The organism is Streptomyces sp. NPDC034086 (genome assembly GCF_055575515.1).
The window spans coordinates 1083885-1106071 of record NZ_JBVISM010000001.1; the positions used below are offsets into that span (position 1 = coordinate 1083885).

The window sequence follows — 22187 nt, forward strand, 5'->3', positions numbered from 1 at the left end:
CCCGCGGGGGCCGGGCCGGTGGGGACTCGGGATGAGCAACGTGTACTACTACCTTCCTGCCCTCGTCCTGCTCGTCGCCTTCGCGCTGAGGGTGCCCGGGTTCGTTCGGCAGTGGCACGATCCGCTGGTCCGTTCAGTGGCCGCGGTGCTGCCCCTGGGCACCGTGGTCTTCTTCTTCGCCGCGCCGCCGACGGTCTCCAAGGTCAACGCGCTCACCGGGATCCCCAACTTCTCCGCTCCGCTGGTCCATGTCGTCATCACCGCCGGGAGCGCGGGCGTCATCAACCTGATGCTCACGTGGCGGGGAGGCCCGGAGGAACAGCGCCGTGCGGCGGCCCGCTGGTGCGCGGGCGTCTACGGGGCGGTCATCGTGGCGCTGCTCACGCTCTTCGCGCTCGGGGACGCGCCCGACGAACGGCTCCGGGACTTCGACACCTACTACGCCACCGCGCCCTACCTGCGGGAGATGATCGTCCTCTACGTGCTGGGCCACGCGGTGTCGACCGTCGTGCTGGCGACCCTGTGCCGCCGCTGGTCACGCGAGGTCGCCGGCCTGCTCCGCGCCGGGCTCGTCCTCATCGTCGCCGGCGGGGTCCTGAGCCTGGGATACGTCACGTGCAAGCTCCTGGCCATCGGCGCCCGATGGGCCGGTCACGACTGGGACGCCGTCAGTACGACCCTGGCTCCCACCCTGGTCGCCCTGGCCTCGCTGCTCCAGTGCGTCGGTTTCGCCCTGCCCTCCGTCGGCCAGGGCCTCGTCGTACGGTGGCGCCGGCACGCGCAGTACAGACGGCTGGGTCCGCTGTGGCGGATCATGCGCGAAGTGATCCCGTACGAACTGGTGCGCATTCCTTGGTGGTCCTCACTGGGCAGGCGCCACCTGCGGCGGACGTGCGACATCCGTGACGGCCTCCGGCTCCTGGCTCCCTACCTCGAAAGCGGTACGGGCGCGGACCGGCCGGACCTCGTCGCGGGCCCCGGCCGGCTGCGGCCGGGGGCGGCGGAGCGCGCGGTGCTGGTCATCACCGCCTTCCGTTCCCTGTGCGGTGATCCCAGCCACGGCCGCAGCGGCGTCGAGACCCTGTTCGAGTCCGACGCCGGCCTCGCGAGCCTCTCCGACGCGCTGCGGCACATGACGTCTCCCGCGGCGGTCACGCCGGCGGCGACGACCGCTTCGGCGGTGCCGATGGCCGGCCCCACGGGTGCCGCCCGCAAGCGGCCCGAGAAGGCGGAGAGATGACCGGCCTGAGCACCACGTCCCCCCGAGCGGTCCATCGGCGGGCCCTCGTCATCGGCGGGGGACTGGCCGGGATGCTCGCTGCGGCGGCGCTGCGCGGCATGGTGGACGAGGTCCTCGTCGTCGAGAACGACGAGCTGCCTGACGGGCCGCTTCCGCGCAGAGGGCTTCCCCAGGCGGGCCACGCGCACATGTTCTGGAGCGGCGGAGTGCGCTCCGCCGAAGCCCTCCTGCCCGGGATCACCGATCGCTGGCTGGCGGCCGGTGCCCACCGCATCCCGGTCCCCACGGGCATGGTCGCACTCAGCTCCCAGGGCTGGTTCAGGCGTTGGGAGTCCGAGACCCACTTCGTGCTCGGGTGCAGCCGCGATCTCCTGGACCACGTCGTACGCGACCGCGTCCTGACCGGCGAGGGGGTGAGCGCCCTCCGGCACACCAGGGTGGAGGGCCTCACCGGAAGCGCCTCACGTGTCACCGGGGTACGCGTGCGCGGGGCGGACGGTCGCCAGGAGACCCTGGTGGCGGACTTCGTCGTCGACGCGAGCGGCAGGGGTTCGAGAGCCCCGCAGTTCCTGGCAGAGCTGGGCGTGCGCCCCGCTCCCGAACGTTCGCTCGACCTCGGCCTGGTGTACGCGACCCGCGTCTTCCGGGCGCCGGAAGGAGCCGTGGACTTCCCCATCGTCAGCGTCCAGTCGGACCCACGCGGCGGGCGCCCCGGGCAGAGCGCCAGCATCCTCCCGATCGAGGACGGCCGGTGGATGGTCACGGAGACGGGCAGCAGGGCGGGCGAGCCGACGGGCAGGGCCGAGGACTTCGAGGCCTTCGCCCGGGGCCTGCGCCATCCTGTCGTCGGCGACATCATCTCGCGCCTCGCCCCCCTCACCGACGTGACGGTCAGCCGGAGTACCCGCAACACCCGCCGGTACTTCGAAAGGGTGAGGGACTGGCCGGAGCGCTTCGTGGTCCTCGGCGACGCCCTCGCCGCCTTCAACCCTCTGTACGGGCACGGCATGTCGGTCGCCGCGCAGACGGCGGTCGTCCTCCGGGACGCGGCGCGGGCGCACGGTGTGGAAGCCCCACGTCTCGCACGGCGCGTCCAGCGGGCCATGGCGAGACCGGTCGACGCGGCCTGGGACCTGGCCGTGGGACAGGACGTGTTCTACCCGGAAGTCCGCGGCGCCGTCCCGAACCACCGGGACAGGATCCTGGCCGGATATGTGGACCGCCTGGTGAGGACGAGCTGCGGCGACTTCGACATGGTGAAGGCCCTGACGGACGTCACCTCGCTCCAGGCCCCGCTGAGCACGCTGGTCAGGCCGCGCGTCCTGCTGGCAGCCGTACGGGGCCCCCGGCGCCCGCCGCTGAGCGGCCCGCCCCTGACCGCGCGGGAACTGTCGCTCGTACACGCCGATGCCCTCAGATGACCGCGGTGGTCCGCGAGGCCCACCTCCGGCGGCCACGAGGGGGGATCCGTCATCCCGGGAGGACGTGCCCGGGATGACGGACCGCGGGTCGTCGGGGTTCAGGTCAGCAGTACGTGAAGGAGCTGATCTTGTCGTTGATCCACGACGGGAGGGAGGGCCACTGCTCCCGGGGGCCGATCCTGAACTGGAGGCCGCCGTACCCGTTGTGCTCGTAGAAGCAGACGGCCCTTCCCGTGTTGTTCAGCACCGACGACGCGACGTCCTGCATGCCCTTGTCACCGGTGGACGTGCGCGCCAGCTTGCCCATGTCGCCGATGTTCTGGTTCGACGCGACGGAGCCGAACTTGCGGTCGTAGGTGAAACGGCCCTGGATGAAATTGCCTTCCGACCACAGGCAGACGTAGTTGTCGGGGCACGACCCGGCACCGTGGCCGATGTCGAAGGCGGTGGCGGCGCTCGCTGTCGTCGCCGTGGTGATGATCAGCCCGGTGACGGCCGCGGCGCACAGTCCGAGCCGTACGGTCTTCCTCGTCGAGAACATCGTGTTCCTTCTCCTTGCGGACGCCGGCCCGCTCGCTGCCGGCCTCGCGTGTGGGTGGGGGCGGGGCGCCCCGGGTGCGCCCCGGGGCGCGGAGCAGGGTCCGGTCAGCAGAACTTGTAGGAACTGATCCTGTCGTTGATCCACGACGGGACGGAGCGCCACTGCTCGTGGGGGCCGATCCTGAACTGCAGGCCGCCGTACCCGTTGTGCTCGTAGAAGCAGATGCCGCTACCGGTGTTGTTCACGACGGAGGAGGCGGAGTCCTGCATGCCCTTCCAGCGCCAGAGCTTGCTCTCGAACTTGAACTTCCCCAGGTCGGGCACGTTCTCGTCCGAGCCGACGGCTCCGTAGTCGTACCCGCTGTGGGGATTTCCCCGGACGAAGTCGTTCTCGCTCCACAGGCACACCCAGTTGGCCGGGCACTTGCCGGATCCGCTCTGGATGTCGGTCAGGATGTAGGCGCTCGCGCTCGTCGTCGTGGCGGCGACCACGCCGGTCAGCGTGGCGGCGCCCACCGCGACGCGCAGCACCGTTCTCCGCAGGTTCATCATGGTTTCCTCTGCTTCCTTCGTACGGGAGCGATCCGGATCACGTCCCGGCCCCGCACCTCCGGCAGGGCCGGGTGACCGTGCTCGTGCGCGGCCGGCCCCGGGACCGGCCGCCGCACAACGAGACTGCGGCAGAAACCGACGCGCGGTCATCGGTCACATGACTGCCGGAACGTCCGCACCCGCACCCCGGCACACGGGCCCGGGTCGGCACCAGGGTCCGCCCCTGGGGCGAGCGCGCGGGGATCCGGGGATCGTTGCCGGCGACGGGCGCCGACCGGCACCCGTGGCGGGCGGGGGTCGACGGGGGCGGGACGCGGGACGGAGAGCCGCGGTCCCGCCGGACCCCCGCCGCCGTACCGTCGAAGGAGTGGGACAGGGATGGGATCCATCAGCACGGCGATGGTGGGCCGGCAGCGCGAGCGGGCCGAGCTGGCGGCGTTCGTGACGGACGCGGCGGGTGCCCTCGTACTGCGCGGGGAGACGGGAGTCGGCAAGACCTCCCTGCTGGGTCACGCCGCAGCGCTCGCGGAAGCGGAAGGCCACGCCGTCATCAGGGCCGCCGGTGTCGAGGCGGAGTCCGCACTGCCCTACGCCGGGCTGCACCAGCTGCTCCACCCGCTGCTGACCGACGCCTCGCGGCCGCACGACGGGACCCGGGCGGTGCTCGACGCCGCGTTCGGCCGGGCCGGCGGGGACCCGCCGTCGGTGATGGCCCTCGGCATCGCCGCACTCGGCCTGCTGTCCCGGGCCGCCACCGAGCGGCCGCTGCTTCTGGTACTGGACGACGGGCAATGGCTGGACGACGCCAGCGCCGACGTCTGCGGCTTCGTGGGCCGCCGCCTGGCGGGCGGCCCGGCGAAGCTCCTGGTCGCAGTCCGCACCGACATCGGGTCGCCCTTCGACACCGCCGAGCTGCCCGAACTGCCGGTCGCCGCCCTGGCCGACGAGGACGCGGCGCGCCTCCTGGACCGACGGCATCCCGGGCTGGACGGACGGCTGCGCCGCGCGGTCCTGGAACAGGCCCGCGGCAACCCGCTGGCCCTGGTGGAACTGCCCCTGGACCTCGGCGGCCGGCCGGACGGCCCCTGCTTCGACGACCTCGCCGGTCAGCCCGACGTACCGCTGCCCCGGCGGCTCCACAAGCTGTACGGCGCCCGGATCACGGCCCTCGGCGAGCACGTGCGCGGCGAACTGCTCAAGGGCGCCCTCGACGGCGCCGGCACCGGGCCCGCCGGGGGTCCGGCACCCGGCGCGCCCTACCGCATGCGCGACGCCGACGAGGCGCTGGCGGCCGGACTGCTCGACGTCGAGCCGAACGGCGGCGACTTCGTCTTCCGGCATCCGCTCGTGCGCTCCGCCGTCGTGCGGCTGGCCGCCCCCGACCAGCGCCGCGCCGCGCACCGGGCACTGGCGGAGCACCACCGCGAGCACCTCGAACGCCGGGCGACGCACCTGGCGGCGGCCACCGTCGACCCCGACGAGGCCGTGGCCGGCGTCCTCGAGGCGGCGGCCGGGTCGGCCACCCGGCGCGGCGGCGCGCTGGCGGCCGTGACCTGGCTGACGCGTGCCGCGGAGCTGAGCGAGAGCCACCGCGAACGGTCCCGGCGCCTGGCGGACGCGGCGTTCGTCGCGGGCCACGCCGCCCGTCTCGGCCAGGCGCAGCGGCTCGTCCTGCCCGGCCTCCACCCCGGCGAGGCGGGTTCGCCGGCCGCCGTCCTGGCCTCCGCCTACCAGGCGTTCTACCAGGACGGCGAGGTCCGCTCCGCCCACCGGCAGGTCACGGCCGCCATCGAGCGGCTGCGGGGGAGCGGCAGCGGCACCACCGGGCCCGGGAGCGGCACCACCGGGCCCTGTGGCGGCACCACCGGGCCCGACGGAATCCTCACCCGGCTGGTGACCCTCCTGCTGGCGATCAGCCAGTACACCGGCGACCACGCCACCTGGGAACGCACCCACGAACTCCTCGCCTCCCTGGGCGATCTCGTCCCCGCACGCGCACGGCTCTACAGCGCCGTCTGGAGCGACGTGGTCCGGCACGGAGCCGGCTGCGCCGGGACGGTCGAACGGGCCACCGCGAACCTGCCGGGCCAGGAACCGTGGGAGGTCACGCGCCTGGCCGTGACCGCGTACCACCTCGACGTCCTGAACGGCTACGGCCCGCACCTGCGGCGCGCGGTGGACCGCGAGCTGGACACCGGCGCCGTGGCCAGCGGCATGGTCATGCTGCACCTGATCATGCTCGACCAGATGGCGGCCGGCGACTGGGACGAGGCCGAGCACACCGGACAGCGCGTCCTGGACCTGGCGGCCGGGCACGGACACCACCTGTTCGCCGTCCAGAGCCGCGCCTACCTGGCCCAGCTCGCGGCGGTGCGCGGCCAGACCGCGCGGGCGAGGGAGCTGCAGGCCGAGGTGGACGCCTGGGCGCGGCCGCGCGGACTGGGATTCCTCACCCAGCTCGCCGACGCCGCCGGCGCGGCCGCCGCCTTGAGCGCCGGCGACCACGAGACCGCGTACCTGTACGCCATCGGCATCACCCCGCCGGGCACCTTCAAACCCTGTACGTACCAGGCCCCGCGCACCCTGCTCGACCTGGTCGAGGCCGCCCGGCACACCGGGCGCGCCGAGCAGGCGCGGGCCCACGCCCTCGCCGCGCTCGACGCCGGGCTGCCGGAACTCTCACCCCGCCTGGCGCTGGTCACCTACGGCGCCCTGGCGATGACCGCCGACGGCGAGCCTGAGGCGGCCGAGATGTTCGCGCGCGCCGCGTCGCAGCCCGACGCCGCCCGTTTCCCGTTCGAGCTGGCCCGGATCCGGCTGGCGCACGGCACCCGGGTGCGCCGTGTCCAAGGCCGGGCGGCGGCCCGGACGTTCCTCGCCCCGGCGGCCGAGGCGTTCGAGCGGCTCGGCGCCGCCGGCTGGGCCGAGCGGGCCCGCGCCGAACTGCGAGCCGCCGGGGCCGCGCCGCGTACGTCGACCCTGAACCCCGCCCCGCTGACCTGGCAGGAACGCCGCATCGCCGATCTGGCGGCCGGCGGTCTGACCAACAAGGAGATCGGCAGGCGGACGCAGCTGTCGCCGCGCACGGTGAGCTCGCACCTGTACCGCGTCTTCCCCAAGCTGGGCATCACCACCAGGGCGGCCCTCCGCGACGCGCTGAGCCGGGCCGAGGAAGTCACGCACGGATGACCGGGACACGGCGTCATATGACGGATGCGCTCCGGCGGGGCCCGGACGACCGTGGGGCGTCAGCAGGATTCCAGGAGGACCAGACGTGATCAGCAGGCGTACGTTCACCAAGGCGGCCGGTCTGGGCACGGGGGCCGCGGCCATGCTCCTCGGCGCCGCACCCGCGGCCGCCGGGGCCGCCCCCGGCGGGCCGCGGCGGCGCGGCCGCCCCGCCCCGGTCATCCCGGCCGTCCCGCCGGGTGCGCACACCGCCTTCACCGGCCTCAGGCAGACCCGCGCCGGTGTCCTCGACGTCGGCTACGCCGACGAGGGCCCCGGCGACGGCCCGGTGGTCATCTGCCTGCACGGCTGGCCGTACGACATCCACAGCTACGTCGACGTGGCCCCGCTCCTGGCCGCCGCCGGGTACCGGGTGATCGTGCCGTACCTGCGGGGCCACGGCACCACGCGCTTCCGGTCGCCGGCCACGGTCCGCAACGCGCAGCAGTCCGCGATCGCGCTCGACGTCATCGCCCTGATGGACGCCCTGAGGATCCCCGAGGCGGTGCTGGCCGGGTTCGACTGGGGCTCGCGCACGGCCGGCGTCATCGCGGCGCTGTGGCCGGAACGGGTCAAGGCCCTGGTGGCGGTGAGCGGATACCTCGTCACCGACGTCCGGGCACAGCGCACCCCGCTGCCACCGAAGGCGGAACACACCTGGTGGTACCAGTACTACTTCGCCACCGACCGCGGCCGCGCCGCGATGGAAACCCGGCAGAACCGGTACGACCTGTGCCGGCTGGTGTGGGACCAGGCGTCACCGACCTGGGACTTCGACGACGCCACCTTCGCACGCACGGCCGCGGCCTTCGACAACCCGGACTACGCCGCCATCGTGATCCACAACTACCGCTGGCGGCTCGGCCTGGCCGACGGCGAGCGCCGCTACGACCGCTACGAGCGGGACCTTGCGGCCCGGCCTCCGATCACGGTCCCGGCCCTCACCCTGGACCCCGCCCTCGACCCGTTCCTGGCCTCGACCGACGGCGCCGCCTACCGGAAGTTCTTCACCGGCCCGTACGAACACCGCGTGCTCGCCGGCACCGGACACGACGCTCCGCAGGAGGCGCCGGCCGCGTTCGCCCAAGCCGTCGTCGACGCCGACCACCTGTGACGCGCGCTCCGCAAGCCCCCCTCGACGGTTCCCGGCGGCTCCGGCGGCTCCGGCGGCGCCCCCGCCGGTCACCGGCCGGGGAGGGCGGCGTCGAGCTGCCGGCGCGACGAGACACCGAGCTTGGCGAACATCTTCCGCAGGTGCCACTCCACCGTGCGCGGGCTGAGGAAGAGCTGCGCGCCGATCTCCGCGTTCGAATGCCCGCCCACCACGAGCCGGGCGATCCGCGTCTCCTGCGGCGTCAGGACCGGCGCGCCGGCGGTCCGTCTGCGCACCGTCTCGCCGGTGGCGAGGAGTTCACGCCGGGCCCGTTCCGCGAACGCCTCCATGCCCATCGTCGCGGACGCCTCGTGCGCCGCCCGCAGTTCGGCGCGGGCCTCGGTCCGCCGGTTCCGACGGCGCAGCCATTCTCCGAACAGCAGCCGGCTCCGGGCCTCGTACACGCCGAGCCCGCCCCGGCCGAAGTGGTCGACCGCCTCGCGGTACCGGTCCTCGGCCCGCGCGGGTGCTCCGGCGAGCGCGTCGGCGAGCGCGTACGCGCCGAGCGCCCAGGGCGTGCCCGCCCGGCTCCACTCGGCCAGCCGCTCCCGGGCCCGGGCCGCCACGGCCGCGTCGCCCGACCGGCTCGCCGCCTCGACCAGCTCGATGGAGGTCCAGTGGTGCACGACGAGGTCCTGGTACTCCAGACCGCGCAGCGCGGCCTCCTGCGCCGCCGGATGGTTGCCCAGGCCGTTGTGGAGCACCGCCTTCGCGCACGCCGCCATGCCGATCAGCCGGCCCAGGCCGCGCTGCTCGCCGTCGCGCTCCGCGGCCTCGGCCAGCTCCAGCGCCGGACCCTCCCGCCCCTCGTACGCGCCGGTCAGGGCGGTGGTCGCCGCGCGTGTCGCCAGGCCCGTGGCCTCCTCGGCGGGCACGGCCCCGGCCAGCAGCTCCCGGGCCTCCGGCAGACGCCCCGCATAGCACAGGGAGGCGGCCTGGTAGGGCAACGCCGTGGAGAGGACCGACAGCGCGCCCGTCGTCCGGGCGAAGCGGACGGCGCGGTCGGTGATGTCCAGCCACGCCCGGAGGTCGCCCAGCTCCACGGCCGCGTTCGCGGCCGGCCACAGGCCGGCCAGGCAGTCGTCGTCGGTGAAGGAGCGCAGCGCACGCGCCATCAGGGGGAAGGCCGCGACGGGCCCGTCGAGGGTCCACGCGACCAGCGCGCGCAGGAAGGCGCCCGCCGTGTCGTCCCCGGGCGGGAGGCCACGGGCGGCCTCGGCGGCGCGCCGCAGCCCGCCCTCGTCGAGCCGGCCGGCCCACATGGCCGCGCCGAACGCCCAGAGGCAGGTCTCCCGAGCGGCGGCCGGGTCGAGCTCCGCCAACCTGCCCGCCGCCGCCAGCAGCGGCCGCACCGCGCCGCGCCCCGGGTCGGCCATGTACGAGGCCCTGGCCCGCAACCGGGCCGACTCGGCCTGCCGCCGCCGGTCCAGCGGCCCCAGCTCGGCGGCGGCGAGCAGTTCGGGCACGCGGGCCGGCGCGGCCGCGTCGAGGTGCGCCCCCGCGGCCGCCAGGGCCCGTCGGGCCCGTTCCCCCGGGTCGGGGCTGAGCGCCGCGGCCCGTTCCAGGAACCCGGCGGCCGCGGCCCTGCCGCCCCGTGCCAGGGCGCGCCCGGCCGACCGCTCCAGAGCGGCGGCCACCCGCTCGTCGGGCCCGACCGTCGCATGCGCCCGGTGCCAGGCCTCCCGGTCGGGGTCACGCCCGGCGTCGGTGGCCCCGGCCAGCGCCCGGTGGACCGCGCGCAGGGCGGCGCCGTCGGCGGTGCGCCAGACGGCCGAGCGCACCAGCGGGTGCCGGAAGCGGACCGGGGCACCCCAGGCGAGCAGCCCCGCGGCCTCGGCGGGGGCCGCGGCGCCGGGCTCGATGCCGAGCAGGCCCAGGGCACGCCGCAGCAGCGGTTCGTCACCGACCGGCTCGACGGCGGCGAGCAGCAGCAGGGTGCGGGTGTCCGCGGGGAGTTCGTCGACACGGCGCCGGAATCCCGCCTCGACCCGGGTCGCCAGCGGAGCGGCTCCGGGCCCGCCGAAGCCGAACGCCAGCTCCGCCGGCGACAGTCCGCGCGGCAGTTCCATCAGCGCCAGAGGATTTCCGCCGGTCTCGGCGACGATCCGGTCCCGCACCCGCGCGTCGACCGGCCCGGGCAGCGCGGCGTCGAGCACGGCCCGGGCGTCGGCGTCGGCCAGCCCCCGCACGCGAAGCTCCGGCAGACCGGAAAGCACCCCGCCGGCTTCACCGCCATCGTCGGCGCGTTCGGCGAAGACCAGCGCCACCGACTCGGCGCCCAGCCGACGGCCGGCGAACGCCAGGATCCGCAGGGACATCAGGTCCAGCCACTGCGCGTCGTCGACCAGGCACAGCAGCGGGGACTCGGCCGCAGCCTCGGCGAGCAGGCCGAGGACCGCCATCCCGACCAGCAGCAGCTCCGGTGGCGGGCCGGCACTCAGCCCGAAGGCGGTCCGCAGCGCGTCCTGCTGTACGTGCGGCAGCCCGCCGAGATGCGACAGCAGCGGAGCGCACAGGCGTTGCAGACCCGAATACGCGAAGTCGGACTCGGCCTGGGCGCCCTCGGTACGGACGACGCGCATCAGCCCCGCCCGGGCCGCCGCGTGGTCGAGCAGTGCCGACTTGCCGATGCCCGCCTGTCCGCGCAGCACCAGCACCCTGCTGTGCCCGTCACGCACCGCGCGCAGCAGGCGCTCCAGCGCCTCCGTCTCCCGGTAGCGCCCGGGAAGCCGGCCCTTCACGTCTCCCACGGTGTGCTGTCCTCCGGCGCGTCTCCCGAGCGGGTCCCCTCCCCGCGGGGGAGTTCTCCCATCCTACGGACACCGCACCGGACCAAGATCCTTCCGGGCCGCGATCCGGCCACACCGGGTCGTGCGGCGCCGCCGCCCGGCTACGGCGCGAAGGACCAGGTGACGTCGACGTTCCCCCGGTCGAGGGGCGCGAGCGCGGTGAACGCTGCCCGCGTGAGGGCGATGCCGTTTCTTCCCGCGCCGGGGGCCGCGTCAAGGACCGTCACCGTCACGGACTTTCCCCCGTACGTGACGACGACCTTCCTCCCGCAGTGCGCGGCGGTGCGTACCGGTCCGAACGCGCCGGGGTCGAGCGCGACGGCGAAGTCGCCGTCGCCGACGGCCTCCCCGCACGCACCCTCCCTGCCGTCGGCGGAGTGGTAGTGGGCGGCCCTCCCCTCGTGGCGTTCCGCAGACCCTTCCGCCTTTCCGCCCGGCGCCGGGGGAGGGGCCGCGGTGCCGCCCGCATCCGGAGCCGGAGCGGACCGCGGCGCATCGGGTTCCCCGACGGCGGGCTCGCCCGGTTGCTCCGGACCGCTCGCTGTCGAGACGGCGATGCCGGTGTGCTCCGAGGCGGAGGCGGACGCGACCACGGCAGCGGAACCGACGGCGAGCAGTACGGCTATCGCGGTTTCGGCGGTTCTTGCTCTCATCGTGCTCTCTCTTGTGCGTCTCGCGCTTTCCGGGCGTGGACCCGGCCGGGTCCACGCCCCGCGGCCGAGGGCGGCCGTCCCGGCGGCCCATGATCAGGAATCGCGCTAACACTTCCCTAACGCACCGCGGCGCGCCCCCTGCGCGCTGTCCTGAGCGCCCCTCGCGTGCCCTCCGGATGTGGCCCGAAAGCGTCAGGCCCCACCATGGGTGCCCCGAGGACCACGGCCGCGGGACGGGACCGCGCGCCCCCGCCGTACCTGAACGCGCTCCCCTGATCGTGTGGCCCTCGCGCGGCGGCATGGCAACGACCCGTCACTTTCCGTAACCTCAAGGAGCTCGGGTCCCTGATTCGAGCGGGCCATCGAAGAGTCACGGAGGAAGGGCCATGCCCCAAGGACTGTCCATCCACATCGGCCTCAACGAGATCGACGAGACCCGCTACGGAACCAAGGGCGAGCTGAAGAACCCGGAGAACGACGCCCTGGCCATGAGGAACGTCGCCGAAACCAACGGCTTCGCCCCCCTCGCCACCCTCCTCACCAAGGACGCCACGAGCGAGAAGGTCACCTCCGTACTGCAGGAGGCCGCCGCCCGGCTCACCGCCGGCGACCTCCTGCTGCTCACCTACGCCGGCCACGGAGCCCAGGTCCCCGACAAGAACGGGGACGAGCCGGACCGCCGCGACGAGACGTGGGTGCTGTACGACCGGCAGTTCATCGACGACGAGCTGTACGCCCTCCTCGGCTCCTTCGCCGAGGACGTACGCGTCCTCCTGCTCTCCGACAGCTGTCACAGCGGCACCGTCGCGCGAGACGTCTCGCTCTTCCTCGACGACGCGGAACTGGTGCGCACCTTCGACACCAGCGAACCGTCCGAGGTCCGCGCCCGCATCCGCGTCCTGCCGCAGGACGTCCAGTTCCGCGACTACCAGCGCGACCAGGAGCGGTACGACGCGATCCAGCGCTCCGTGCCCGCGCTGGACCAGCAGGACATCCTGGCCGACGTCCTGCTGATCTCCGGCTGCCAGGACAACCAGACCTCCAGCGACGGCGCGGGAGCCAACGGCCTGTTCACCGAAACGCTGCTCAAGACCTGGAAGAACGGAGCGTTCCGGGGAACGTACGCGACCCTCCACCGCCAGATCGTCGAGGCGATGCCCTTCTACCAGACGCCCAACATGTTCCGGACGGGCAAGGCCACCCAGGAATTCCTCTCCCAGTCACCGTTCGCCGTCTAGGGGCCGGTCACCGGTCCGGCCAGAACTGGGCCAGGGCAGCCTCCTTGTAGGGCGCGGGGCTCACGCTGAGCTCTCCGGCGAAGGGGCGGTCCAGCACCATCACCAGCAGCAGGCTGAAGCCGATCAGCCCGGCGACCGCCGACACGAACAGCAGCTGCATCCTCAGACTGCGCAGCCCGAACAGGAACGTGAGCGGGAGGATCACCAGGGCGCCGCCGTACACGAGCACTTGCAGCAGCCCCGGCAGCGAGGTCTCGGCCATCGTGACCCGCGCCCGGCGCCGGCCGGCCACCTCGTTGAGGCGGGCGGCCGCCTCCGCGTAGAAGGTCTCGCTGCGCGTGCCGGCCGGCTCGTAGGCCTGGAGCGCGGTGTACATGCCGTGCGTCTGCGCGGAGGTCGCCTCGAAGCTCGGCTTCCCCTGCCGCATCAGGGGCCACTGGACCTCGACCACGGCGTGCACGTAGTCCCCGACCGCCCGTTCCACACGGGCACGGTCGGCGGGAGGGAAGGCTTCGGCGCTGCGGACGACGAGCGCCAGGCCGGTGGCTTCGTCGGCGACGATGTTCTGGGTGTTCTCCAGCTGCGTCCAGAGGGTGACGACGACGAAGGCGAGGATGATGCCGTAGATCGCGCCGAACATCCCGAGGGCGACGCCGACCATCTCGTTGTGCTCGCCGCTCGCGAGGTGCGGGAACCGGCGGCGGGCCGCCAGGCTTCCCCCGAGGGCCAGGGCGACGAAACCGCCGACGATGAGGACGCCGAGGAAGAACGTACTGAGGTGATTCAGGAGCCAGAGGATCATGCGCTGCTCAACGATGAGCCGCCCGTACGTGTGCACGTGTCCACCCGCACGGGGCGTTTCCGGAGGTGTGAGCGATCCGCCGCGTGGGGGAGGGCAGCCCGTGGAGGTGGCGGAAGGCCCTCCCGGTGCCGGGCGCCGCGTCAGGGGAGGGAACGGGGCGCATGGTCGGCCGGCGACCGGGTAGCCGATGGCCAGCCAGAAATGATCACTGAGGAGAGGACGCGTCCATGCTGATGGCTCACCCGGCGGTGCTTCCCGGTCTCGTCGACCGCTATTGGGCCCTGGCCGTTCTGGCGGAAGGGGACTGCGAGCCGCACGTACGGACCGAGCTCGAGGACGTCGAGCAGGCACTGTGCGTGGCGACGGGGACGACCGACGTCCACGCCGCCCTGATAGCCGCCCGTCACCATCTGCCGGGCGCCGACACCTTCGACGACTCCGTCCTCACCCCCTCCTGACCGGGCCGCGCGCCGCGCGCCGCGCGCCGCACGCCGCGCGGCGACGGCCACGGGGCGGAAACGCGCGGAGGCCGGGCGGGTGCCCCGTCCCCCGGCCCCGGACCGGCCCGCGCGTAGGGTGCCGGGATGATCCTGCTGCCGGAAGAGTTCGTACAGAGCACCGTCGACCGCGAGGGGGAGGCCGGGGCGGCCTGGCTCGCCCGTCTGCCCGGCGCGGTCGAGGAGTTACTGGGGCGCTGGGAGTGCGTGCCGGACGGCGACGTCATGCACGGTGGCGTCGGCATCGTCGTCCCGGTACGCCGACGGGGCGAGGAGAGCGCCGTGCTGAAGGTGTCGTTTCCGCACCCGGGCAACGTCCACGAGCCGGACGCGTTCGCCGCGTGGGACGGGCGCGGCGCGGTCCGGCTGCACGAGCGCGACGACGAACGCTTCGCGATGCTGCTGGAGCGGGTCCAGCCGTCGGCCCTGGCGGAGCTCGAGGACGGCGACGAGGTGGTGGCGGTCGCCGGGCGGCTCAACCGCCGCCTGGCCGTCCCCGCTCCGCCCGGCCTGCCCCGGCTGCGGGAGCTGGCCCGCGCATGGGAGGAGCAACTGCGCGAGGACGCCGAGGAGCTGCCGCACGCACTGCCGCGGCGGGTGCGGGACGCCGCCGTGGCGACCGTTCGCGAGCTGACGGTGGCCGGCCCGGACGTCCTCGTCCACGGCGACCTCCATCCCCGGAACATCCTGCGAGCCGGACGGGAACCATGGCTGGCCGTCGACCCGAAGGGGTACGCGGGGGATCCCGCCTACGACGCCGGAACCCTGCTGAAGTCCCGCGTGCTGACCCTCCTCGAAGCGGACGACCCGCGCGGGGCGGTCCACCGCGTCCTGGACGTCTTCACCGAGGCCGCGGAACTCGACCGTGAACGCGTCCGGCGGTGGGCCCAGTTCCACGCCGTACAGGCAGCCTACTGGGGCCGCCGCCACGGTTTCCGCCCGGCCCGCAACGGTCCACGGCCAACCGGGCTCACGGAGTTCGCCGACCACCTGGCCCGGTCACTCCTCGAACGCCCTCAGCTCCGTGGCCCGTCCCTGCCGGATCCTGCCTGACCCGCGCTGCCCGGCACCGGACGACGCGGGTCTGACCGGCAGGATCCGGAAGGGACGAGCCGGCCCATCAGGCGCCCCCGTGGGCCGGGAACTTCGTCGCGGAGCAGTTGCCGGCGACCGGGGCCACGGTCGTACTCGGCACCCGGGACCCGGGCAAGGCCGGGGCCGCCCGCGCCCCGATCCTCGCGCGCGTTCCCAAGGCGCGCGTGCGGGCCGTACGGCTGGACCTCGCCCACCTCTCCTCGCTCGCGACGGCCGTGCACTCTCTGGAGGGGGAGCCGCTCGTTGCGGTCGTCCTCAACGCCGGCGTCGCCCTCGACGCCCGGCGGTGCGCTGGACCTCCCTCACGCCGTCACGGCCGCCGGTCCACGTGCGGACGGCCGCCGCACGGCTGAGCGCGGCGCCCGCGGCGCTCCTCCTCCAGGGCAAGCACGCCGGTGCGGGGCCCGCGGTCCGGGCGGTGCTCGACCCGGCCGAGCGCGGCGGGGAACTGTGGGGCCCGCCCGTCTTCGGCCCGCGCGGCGAGCCCCGGCGCGAGCCGGTGTGGAACCACCTCGCCGACCCTCGCCCCGCGGCGCGGCTGCGGGAGGCGAGCTGTGCGCTGACCGGCAAGGACCCCGCCCTCCGCGCGTGCTGACGGGAGGTGCCGACCCCTTGTTACCTTACGGGTCGACCCGTAAGGTAAATGCCATGAACTCCTCTCCGCCCTCCCGGGGGCGTCCCAGGGATCCCCGATCGCACGAGGCGATCATCGGCGCGACGGCGGAACTGGTGGCCGAGACCGGCTACGCGGCGACGTCGATCGGCGCGGTGGCCGCGCGGGCCGGCGTCGGCAAGGACACGATCTACCGGCGGTGGACGGGCAAACCGGAGCTGGTCTTCGAAGCCGTCTTCGCGACCACGGACGATGTGCCGCCCCCGGACACCGGAACGCTGGCCGGGGACCTGACCGTGCTGGTGCAGGGCCTGGTCGACGAGTTCCGCGCACCCGCCGCCGCGGCGGCCCTCCCGGGGCTGCTGGCCGACTTCGCCGCCGACCCGGAGCTCAAGGCGCGCATCCGCGGCGACTTCCTGGCTCCGGCGAAGCAGGGGCTGCTGGTCGTCTTCGAACGCGCCGTGCTGCGCGGCGAGATCGCACGCGAAACGCCCGTGGACCTGGTGCTGGACACGCTGGCGGGAGCCGTGTTCTTCCACATCGGGCTGGTGGGGGAACACCCCGACCCCCGACTGCCCGCACGGCTGGCCGCCGTCGTGGCCCGGGGAATCGAGGTCCGGTGAACGGCTGGCTCCTCGCGGCGGGGATCACCGCTCTCGCCGTGGGCGCGGTGCACGTCGTCGCCGGGCACCGCGACGTCGTACGCCCGCTGCTGTCCTGCGGTCTCGCGGACGAGCCCCAGCGCGTCCTGCACGCCGTGTGGCACATGGTGAGCGTCGACCTGGTGCTGTCCGGCCTCGGCCTGCTCTGCCTCGCCCTGACGAACGGCACGCCCGGCACCGGCCTGGTGGCGTGGTTCGTGGCCGCGCACTTCGTGGCGTACGCGGCGGCCTTCCTGGCCGTCACGCTGTCCGTCGGCTGGACCCGACCACTGCTGCGCCTGCCTCAGTGGATCCTGCTCCTGCCGGTCGCGTTCCTGACGGCGGCGGGCGCCGCGTGACCAGGCGCCGGCGGGTAACGGAGCCGTAGCGCTCACGAACCGTCGGGCATGGCGTCACGCCCGGACGGGGCCGGCCTCCTCCTGCGGTGCAAAACCACCGCGCACACCGCGAGGAGGAGGACGGCCACGGCGGACACCCCGAGGGCCGTCTGCTCGGCGAACAGCCTCCCCAGTACTTCGAGCACGCCGAGCCCCGCCGTCGCGTAGATCAGCGCCCAGACCGCTCCGCCCACGAACAGGGCGGGGAGATAGCGGGGCAGCGGCATGCGCATGCTGCCCGCGAGGAAGTTGACGGCCGTCTGGAAGCCGACGGTCAGGAACGACACGGCCACCACCGGCGCCCCCCACCGCTGGATCGCCCGCTCGGCGCGCCGGAACTTCGACGACGTGATCCGCCCGCCGAACCTGCTGCGCCGGGCACCCGCACCGGCGAGCCACCCGAGGGCGAACGTCCCTCCGGCGCGGAGCAGCACGATGAGGTACAGGACGCCGGCCGTCAGCGCGATCTTATGCACGGCGCCCCGCCCCCGGCACCGGGCCGGCGGCCGCCCCCGCGGTCACCCGCGTCGACGTCCCCTCCGAGCGGGCGCCGGACGGACGCACACGAACCCGATCACCGTCTGTCACCTGTACCCCCGCTTCCGCCCGTTCCGTCCCGCGGTGCCACCTGCGGCCCGGAACACGAACCATGCGCCCGGGTACGTACACCAGGCAAGGCAAGCCTAACCGAACATCCATGCGGCGGACATGCCCCTGTGCGTCTTGACGGTCGCGGCGCGTCGAGGGAACCAGGGCACGGGAACCGGGGCACGGGCCCATCCTTCCCGGTTCTCGCCGGCGCAGTCGCCCACCGCGCCGACGCCGCGCCCCTGCCACCCCCGGCCGCGGCTCCCGGCGTACGGCGTGGGCCGCCGGGCGCGCCGGTACGCCCGTACGCTGGAGACATGGCTGACCACCCCCGCTTCCACCTGGACCGGGACGGCCACTCGGTCACCGTGCGGACGGCCGGAGCCTCCCGCCCGGTCGAGGTACTGGTCGACGGGAAGGTCGTCGCCCAGGGCCCCGCACCCCGCGAGGACCGCACCGTGTGGCGCACCGAACTCCCCGGCCTCCCACCGCGCCCGCTGAGCGTCACGCTGGCGGAGACGGGCGGCGCGTACCTGTGCGAGATGGAACTCGACGGCGTGCGCTCCCTCATGCCGCGCGTACCGCTGCTCCCGGAGAAGCCGCCGACGTGGCGAAGCCCGTCCCCCCATCCCCTCCGGCGCCTGCGCGGCCTGCTGCGCAGGGTCGGCCGCGCCGTGGGGGGCGGCGGCTGACCCGGCTGTGCGTGCCGACGCGGGGCAGGGTCCTCCCCTTCACCTGGACGCGTCCGCGTGGCAGTGACGCGGGGATCCACGGTTCACGGTAGACAGGGCGGGAGCGTGCGGGTGCTGGACGCGAACGGCCGCCGGCGCGCTCTCCGCACCCCTCTGCCGTAAGGGCTTGTCATGGTGACGATGACCGAGCCGATCGCTCCCGTTCCGACGCCCGGGCGGACACCGGGCCAGGTGATCGTGTCGTGGCTGACGACGACCGACCACAAGAAGATCGGGCACCTCTACCTGATCGCGTCCTTCGGGTTCTTCCTGGTCGGCGGCGTCATGGCGCTGCTGCTGCGCGCCGAGCTGGCCCGGCCCGGGATGCAGATCGTCTCGAGCGAGCAGTACAACCAGGTCTTCACCCTGCACGGCACGATCATGCTGCTGTTCTTCGCGACGCCGACCTTCGCCGGGTTCGCCAACGCCATCATGCCCCTGCAGATCGGTGCCCCGGACGTCGCGTTCCCACGTCTGAACATGCTGTCCTTCTGGCTGTTCCTGTTCGGCGGCATCATCGTGGTGGCGAGCCTGTTCACCCCCCAGGGGGCCGCGGACTTCGGCTGGACCGGCTACACGCCGCTCAGCGGCGGTGAACGCACCCCCTACGTCGGCGGCGACATGTGGATCATGGGGCTGGCCCTGTCCGGCTTCGGCACCATCCTGGGGTCCGTCAACTTCGCGACCACGATCATCTGCCTGCGCGCGCCGGGAATGACGATGTTCCGGATGCCGGTCTTCACCTGGAACATCCTCCTCACATCGGTCCTCGTCCTGTTCGCGTTCCCCGTGCTGGCGGCCGCGCTGCTGGCGCTGGAGGCGGACCGGCGCTTCCACGCGCACGTCTTCGACCCGGCCAACGGCGGTGCGCTGCTGTGGCAGCACCTGTTCTGGTTCTTCGGGCACCCCGAGGTGTACATCATCGCCCTGCCGTTCTTCGGGATCGTCACCGAGATCGTCCCCGTCTTCTCCCGCAAACCCCTCTTCGGCTACCTCGGTCTGATCGGCGCGACGATCGCGATCTCAGGACTCTCCCTCACGGTGTGGGCGCACCACATGTTCGCCACCGGAGCGGTCCTGCTGCCGTTCTTCTCCTTCCTGACGTTCCTGATCGCGGTGCCGACCGGGGTGAAGTTCTTCAACTGGATCGGAACCATGTGGAAGGGGTCCCTCTCCTTCGAGACACCGATGCTGTGGTCGATCGGCTTCCTCGTCACCTTCGTGTTCGGAGGGCTGACGGGCGTCATCCTGGCCTCGCCCCCGATGGATTTCCACGTCACCGACACCTACTTCGTCGTCGCCCACTTCCACTACGTGGTCTTCGGCACGGTCGTCTTCGCCATGTTCGCGGGCTTCTACTTCTGGTGGCCGAAGATGACCGGCACGATGCTCGACGAACGCCTCGGCAGGATCCACTTCTGGACGCTGTTCATCGGCTTCCACACCACCTTCCTCGTCCAGCACTGGCTCGGCGCCCAGGGCATGCCCCGCCGCTACGCCGACTACCTCGCCGCCGACGGTTTCACCGCACTCAACACCCTCTCCTCCATCGGCGCCTTCCTCCTCGGCCTCTCCACCCTGCCGTTCCTCTACAACGTGTGGAAGACCGCCCACTACGCCCCCCGCGTCACCGTTGACGACCCCTGGGGCTTTAGCCGCTCCCTGGAATGGGCCACCTCCTGCCCGCCTCCGCGCCACAACTTCCTGACCATGCCCCGCATCCGGTCGGAATCCCCCGCCTTCGACCTGCACCATCCCGAGATCGCCGCGCTCGACGAGGCCAACCGCGCCCAGCGCGACGTCCTCGACGACCCCCGCAACCGCAAGCCCCCGGGATCGGACCGAGGCCCTTCCGTGGGCTGAAGGGATGAGCGACATGCACGGGGACGACGTGAGCGCCGGCCTGGCCCGGCTGGAGGGGTACCTGATGAGCAGCGCGGCCCACCACCGCGCCGCCCGCGAAGCGGAAGCCTTCGCCGACTGCCTGCCCTGGCTCGGAGGAGCCGAGCGGGAGGACGTCGTCCGCCTCTACACCGCCCGCCACCTCGCCCGCACGCGCCAGGTGCTGCACGAGGTCACCGGCCGCAGCCAGGAACTGAGGGACGAGTACTCCCGCCGCTACCAGGCCCTGTGCCGCCGCGTCCTGGCGACCGCCCTCCTCGGCAGCGCCACCGCCGTGGGCCTCCTCGCGATCGGCCTGTCACGCGTACGGTGAGCCGCCCGTCACGCGTGGTTCTCGCGCAGGAAGGCCTCGAGCCGTCGCGCGAAGCCCGGCGCCGCGGCGACGAAGTGACCGGCGCCGGGATGGACGCCGCGCTGGCCGCCCAGCGCAGCCGCGAGGGCGTCGCAGATCCGCTCGTGCGCGGCCGCGTGCGCTCCGGACGCGACGAGCACCGGGATGCCCGCGTCCCGGATCACGTCGAGCCGTGGGCGCGCCTCGCTCGCCGGCCGGCTGCCGTGCGCCCGCCGGACGCCGGCGGCCACGCCCTCGGGGAGCGGGCCGTCACCGACGGGCGCGCCCGACAGACGCAGGAACTCCCGGAGCTCCGTCGGGTCGGCGTCCATACCGCGGTCCAGGACCGCGTCGCCGATGCGCTCGAGCCGCGCCACCTCGGGGTCGTCGGCGGCGAGGAAGGTGAGCGGCGGCTCGAGCAGGGTCAGCGAGCGTACGCCTTCCGGCGCGGCCGCGGCCGCGAGCAGGGTCCCGAGGACGCCGTAGGAGTGGGCGACGACGTGCGGCCGGCCGACGAGCAGCGGCGCCAGGTCCCGCGCGTCCGTCTCGAAGTCCTGACGCCCCCGCGGTGGCGGACTCGGCGGGTATCCACGGCGGTGGACGTGCGCCAGCGTCCACCGGCCGGCCAGCGGCGCCAGAGCGCCCCACGTCGTCCGCGGGCCGGCTCCGCCGTGCACCGTCAGGACCTCCGGTCCGGAGCCGTCGCGCACCACCACGATCCCGCCCACGGGGCGAGCATAGCGGCGCGCGTCAGGGCCAGGCCCGTGGCCGGTGATCGCTGCCGGGTCCGTCCCGGCATGGCATGTTTTGGGTGGGGTAGGAGGGACAGCAGCGCGTAGAGAGGTCATGCCGACGCGAGGAGATCCCGATGAGTGAGACACCCCAGGCCGACGACGTCTACCAGCCGACCGGCACCAACGAGGAGCAGGAGGACGCGGCGCCGCTGGACCTCCAGAACGCCGTGGACGAGCGCACGTACGACGCGATACTGGACGAGGGCTACTCGCCCCCGGAACGGCCGCTGGGGGTCACCAAGCCGGGCACCACGGCCGCGGAGCAGCGGGAAGGCGAAAGCCTCGACCAGAGGCTGGCCCAGGAGGTGCCCGACGTGGGGGAGGCCGAGGGCGACGGGATCGGCGACCTGCCGGGCGGTGAGGGCGAAGCGCTCGACCGCGAGGTCGGCGCCGGGCGCGCCGGCCGGATGGTGGCGCCCGACGAGGGCGCCCACCCCGACACCGTCGCCGAACTCACCGCCGAGGACGTGGGCATCGACGGTGGCGCGGCGAGCGCCGAGGAAGCGGCCGTCCACGTCGTCGAGCCGGAAGAACTGGACGTATCGGAAGAGCCGGAAGGCGCCCCGGAGGAGCCGTAGCCTCGGGCCGGGCCCGTGAGGGACCGGCAGGATCGTCTCAGAACTCACCTTCGATGCCGGTCACGGCCGGCGGCCCCAGGGGGGCGTCCTCCTGCGAGTAGCCCAGTTCCCGGAGGGCGCCTCCCGCCAGACGGACGGCGCCCTCCTCGGCTGCCGCCCGGTCCGCGGCCTCGATCTCGAGACGGACCGAGAAGGTCCCGTCTTCGTGGACCGTCAGCAGCTCCACGTCCTCGGTCTCGCTCAAGTCGGTGTGGTGGGAGGCCAGGCTCCTCGCCAGCGCCGAGCGGGCCGCCTCGTCGACGTCCTTCAGGAACGTGCCGGGCACGGTGATGACGTAGGTGGTCACTGCTGCTCCCATCGCTGGAAAAGGCGGGTCTCGTTGGGGACTGCCCCGATACCGGAC

The 22187-nt window shown here is 73.7% G+C and carries 21 protein-coding genes and 1 pseudogene; 14 read left to right on the plus strand and 8 right to left on the minus strand.

The genetic code is table 11. The annotated features are described in order from the left end of the window. Positions 1-31 precede the first annotated feature (31 nt). Together ACZ514_RS04875 and ACZ514_RS04880 are read left to right on the plus strand one after the other, a co-directional pair. Positions 32-1240 (plus strand): MAB_1171c family putative transporter, encoded by a 1209-nt coding sequence (locus tag ACZ514_RS04875; protein ID WP_469124120.1) that lies wholly within the window; start codon positions 32-34, stop codon positions 1238-1240. Next, positions 1237-2661 carry an FAD-dependent oxidoreductase gene (locus ACZ514_RS04880; protein WP_469124121.1) on the plus strand — a complete coding sequence of 475 codons (1425 nt, stop codon included), beginning with the start codon at positions 1237-1239 and terminating at the stop codon, positions 2659-2661. Before ACZ514_RS04875 ends, ACZ514_RS04880 begins: the two co-directional genes overlap by 4 nt. 103 nt (positions 2662-2764) lie before the next feature. Here ACZ514_RS04880 and ACZ514_RS04885 read toward each other — a convergent pair whose 3' ends face one another. Both ACZ514_RS04885 and ACZ514_RS04890 read right to left on the minus strand, forming a co-directional pair. Then, positions 2765-3202, minus strand: coding sequence for a peptidase inhibitor family I36 protein (locus ACZ514_RS04885; RefSeq protein WP_468173723.1), 438 nt, complete (start codon positions 3200-3202; stop codon positions 2765-2767). Positions 3203-3306: 104 nt separating this feature from the next. Then, positions 3307-3750: a peptidase inhibitor family I36 protein gene (locus ACZ514_RS04890; RefSeq protein ID WP_468173721.1), complete on the minus strand. Its 444-nt coding sequence runs from the start codon at positions 3748-3750 to the stop codon at positions 3307-3309. Between the two features lie 381 nt (positions 3751-4131). Between ACZ514_RS04890 and ACZ514_RS04895 the strand changes: the two genes are divergently transcribed. Together ACZ514_RS04895 and ACZ514_RS04900 are read left to right on the plus strand one after the other, a co-directional pair. Next, complete coding sequence (locus tag ACZ514_RS04895; protein ID WP_469124122.1) at positions 4132-6942, plus strand: helix-turn-helix transcriptional regulator; 2811 nt, start codon at positions 4132-4134, stop codon at positions 6940-6942. A gap of 85 nt (positions 6943-7027) precedes the next feature. After that, complete coding sequence (locus ACZ514_RS04900) at positions 7028-8095, plus strand: alpha/beta fold hydrolase (RefSeq protein WP_469124123.1); 1068 nt, start codon at positions 7028-7030, stop codon at positions 8093-8095. 68 nt (positions 8096-8163) lie between these two features. Here the strand turns inward: ACZ514_RS04900 and ACZ514_RS04905 are convergent, their stop codons facing one another. After that, positions 8164-10884: an ATP-binding protein gene (locus ACZ514_RS04905; RefSeq protein WP_469124124.1), complete on the minus strand. Its 2721-nt coding sequence runs from the start codon at positions 10882-10884 to the stop codon at positions 8164-8166. A 140-nt stretch (positions 10885-11024) separates the two neighbouring features. Continuing rightward, the gene (locus ACZ514_RS04910) at positions 11025-11576 is read right to left on the minus strand and encodes an RlpA-like double-psi beta-barrel domain-containing protein (RefSeq protein WP_469124125.1); all 552 of its coding nucleotides are present in this window, start codon (positions 11574-11576) and stop codon (positions 11025-11027) included. A 386-nt stretch (positions 11577-11962) separates the two neighbouring features. On the opposite strand from ACZ514_RS04910, the gene ACZ514_RS04915 reads away from it, so the two are divergent. After that, positions 11963-12814, plus strand: a complete 852-nt coding sequence (locus tag ACZ514_RS04915; RefSeq protein ID WP_468173711.1) for a caspase family protein — start codon at positions 11963-11965, stop codon at positions 12812-12814. A gap of 7 nt (positions 12815-12821) precedes the next feature. On the opposite strand, the gene ACZ514_RS04920 is transcribed toward ACZ514_RS04915, so the two are convergent. After that, complete coding sequence (locus ACZ514_RS04920; protein ID WP_468173707.1) at positions 12822-13616, minus strand: bestrophin-like domain; 795 nt, start codon at positions 13614-13616, stop codon at positions 12822-12824. A gap of 227 nt (positions 13617-13843) precedes the next feature. On the opposite strand from ACZ514_RS04920, the gene ACZ514_RS04925 reads away from it, so the two are divergent. The 5 genes and pseudogenes from ACZ514_RS04925 to ACZ514_RS04945 all read left to right on the plus strand — a co-directional run bounded on the left by ACZ514_RS04925 (position 13844) and on the right by ACZ514_RS04945 (position 16821). Continuing rightward, the gene (locus tag ACZ514_RS04925; protein WP_469124126.1) at positions 13844-14074 is read left to right on the plus strand and encodes a DUF5133 domain-containing protein; all 231 of its coding nucleotides are present in this window, start codon (positions 13844-13846) and stop codon (positions 14072-14074) included. 126 nt (positions 14075-14200) lie between these two features. Further along, positions 14201-15166 (plus strand): aminoglycoside phosphotransferase family protein, encoded by a 966-nt coding sequence (locus tag ACZ514_RS04930; protein WP_469124127.1) that lies wholly within the window; start codon positions 14201-14203, stop codon positions 15164-15166. An 86-nt stretch (positions 15167-15252) separates the two neighbouring features. Beyond that, positions 15253-15803: pseudogene (locus ACZ514_RS04935) on the plus strand (SDR family NAD(P)-dependent oxidoreductase); the annotation flags it as partial. A gap of 53 nt (positions 15804-15856) precedes the next feature. Continuing rightward, the gene (locus tag ACZ514_RS04940; protein WP_469124128.1) at positions 15857-16444 is read left to right on the plus strand and encodes a TetR/AcrR family transcriptional regulator; all 588 of its coding nucleotides are present in this window, start codon (positions 15857-15859) and stop codon (positions 16442-16444) included. After that, complete coding sequence (locus ACZ514_RS04945; RefSeq protein WP_468173699.1) at positions 16441-16821, plus strand: hypothetical protein; 381 nt, start codon at positions 16441-16443, stop codon at positions 16819-16821. Before ACZ514_RS04940 ends, ACZ514_RS04945 begins: the two co-directional genes overlap by 4 nt. 32 nt (positions 16822-16853) lie before the next feature. Here ACZ514_RS04945 and ACZ514_RS04950 read toward each other — a convergent pair whose 3' ends face one another. After that, the gene (locus ACZ514_RS04950; RefSeq protein WP_468173697.1) at positions 16854-17336 is read right to left on the minus strand and encodes a DedA family protein; all 483 of its coding nucleotides are present in this window, start codon (positions 17334-17336) and stop codon (positions 16854-16856) included. 429 nt (positions 17337-17765) lie between these two features. Here ACZ514_RS04950 and ACZ514_RS04955 point away from each other — a divergent pair, with 429 nt between their 5' ends. The 3 genes from ACZ514_RS04955 (at position 17766) to ACZ514_RS04965 (ending at position 20394) form a co-directional block, all read left to right on the plus strand. Then, complete coding sequence (locus ACZ514_RS04955) at positions 17766-18140, plus strand: hypothetical protein (protein WP_469124129.1); 375 nt, start codon at positions 17766-17768, stop codon at positions 18138-18140. A gap of 171 nt (positions 18141-18311) precedes the next feature. Then, entirely contained in the window at positions 18312-20042 is a 1731-nt protein-coding gene (ctaD, locus tag ACZ514_RS04960) for an aa3-type cytochrome oxidase subunit I (protein WP_468173693.1), read from the plus strand. Positions 20043-20046: 4 nt separating this feature from the next. Next, entirely contained in the window at positions 20047-20394 is a 348-nt protein-coding gene (locus ACZ514_RS04965; protein WP_468173691.1) for a hypothetical protein, read from the plus strand. Positions 20395-20402: 8 nt separating this feature from the next. On the opposite strand, the gene ACZ514_RS04970 is transcribed toward ACZ514_RS04965, so the two are convergent. Then, complete coding sequence (locus ACZ514_RS04970) at positions 20403-21140, minus strand: alpha/beta fold hydrolase (RefSeq protein WP_468173689.1); 738 nt, start codon at positions 21138-21140, stop codon at positions 20403-20405. Between the two features lie 140 nt (positions 21141-21280). Between ACZ514_RS04970 and ACZ514_RS04975 the strand changes: the two genes are divergently transcribed. After that, positions 21281-21784: a DUF5709 domain-containing protein gene (locus ACZ514_RS04975; protein WP_469124130.1), complete on the plus strand. Its 504-nt coding sequence runs from the start codon at positions 21281-21283 to the stop codon at positions 21782-21784. 37 nt (positions 21785-21821) lie between these two features. Here the strand turns inward: ACZ514_RS04975 and ACZ514_RS04980 are convergent, their stop codons facing one another. Continuing rightward, positions 21822-22142, minus strand: coding sequence for a hypothetical protein (locus ACZ514_RS04980; protein ID WP_469124131.1), 321 nt, complete (start codon positions 22140-22142; stop codon positions 21822-21824). Positions 22143-22187: the final 45 nt, after the last annotated feature.

What these genes read in the sequence shown, in the direction of transcription:
- ACZ514_RS04875 (WP_469124120.1), top strand. Translation starts at nt 32, where the DNA reads ATGAGCAACGTGTACTACTACCTTCCTGCCCTCGTCCTGCTCGTCGCC.
- ACZ514_RS04880 (WP_469124121.1), top strand. Translation starts at nt 1,237, where the DNA reads ATGACCGGCCTGAGCACCACGTCCCCCCGAGCGGTCCATCGGCGGGCC.
- ACZ514_RS04885 (WP_468173723.1), bottom strand. Translation starts at nt 3,202, where the DNA reads ATGTTCTCGACGAGGAAGACCGTACGGCTCGGACTGTGCGCCGCGGCC.
- ACZ514_RS04890 (WP_468173721.1), bottom strand. Translation starts at nt 3,750, where the DNA reads ATGAACCTGCGGAGAACGGTGCTGCGCGTCGCGGTGGGCGCCGCCACG.
- ACZ514_RS04895 (WP_469124122.1), top strand. Translation starts at nt 4,132, where the DNA reads ATGGGATCCATCAGCACGGCGATGGTGGGCCGGCAGCGCGAGCGGGCC.
- ACZ514_RS04910 (WP_469124125.1), bottom strand. Translation starts at nt 11,576, where the DNA reads ATGAGAGCAAGAACCGCCGAAACCGCGATAGCCGTACTGCTCGCCGTC.
- ACZ514_RS04915 (WP_468173711.1), top strand. Translation starts at nt 11,963, where the DNA reads ATGCCCCAAGGACTGTCCATCCACATCGGCCTCAACGAGATCGACGAG.
- ACZ514_RS04920 (WP_468173707.1), bottom strand. Translation starts at nt 13,616, where the DNA reads ATGATCCTCTGGCTCCTGAATCACCTCAGTACGTTCTTCCTCGGCGTC.
- ACZ514_RS04925 (WP_469124126.1), top strand. Translation starts at nt 13,844, where the DNA reads ATGCTGATGGCTCACCCGGCGGTGCTTCCCGGTCTCGTCGACCGCTAT.
- ACZ514_RS04930 (WP_469124127.1), top strand. Translation starts at nt 14,201, where the DNA reads ATGATCCTGCTGCCGGAAGAGTTCGTACAGAGCACCGTCGACCGCGAG.
- ACZ514_RS04940 (WP_469124128.1), top strand. Translation starts at nt 15,857, where the DNA reads ATGAACTCCTCTCCGCCCTCCCGGGGGCGTCCCAGGGATCCCCGATCG.
- ACZ514_RS04955 (WP_469124129.1), top strand. Translation starts at nt 17,766, where the DNA reads ATGGCTGACCACCCCCGCTTCCACCTGGACCGGGACGGCCACTCGGTC.
- ctaD (WP_468173693.1), top strand. Translation starts at nt 18,312, where the DNA reads ATGGTGACGATGACCGAGCCGATCGCTCCCGTTCCGACGCCCGGGCGG.
- ACZ514_RS04965 (WP_468173691.1), top strand. Translation starts at nt 20,047, where the DNA reads ATGAGCGACATGCACGGGGACGACGTGAGCGCCGGCCTGGCCCGGCTG.
- ACZ514_RS04975 (WP_469124130.1), top strand. Translation starts at nt 21,281, where the DNA reads ATGAGTGAGACACCCCAGGCCGACGACGTCTACCAGCCGACCGGCACC.
- ACZ514_RS04980 (WP_469124131.1), bottom strand. Translation starts at nt 22,142, where the DNA reads ATGGGAGCAGCAGTGACCACCTACGTCATCACCGTGCCCGGCACGTTC.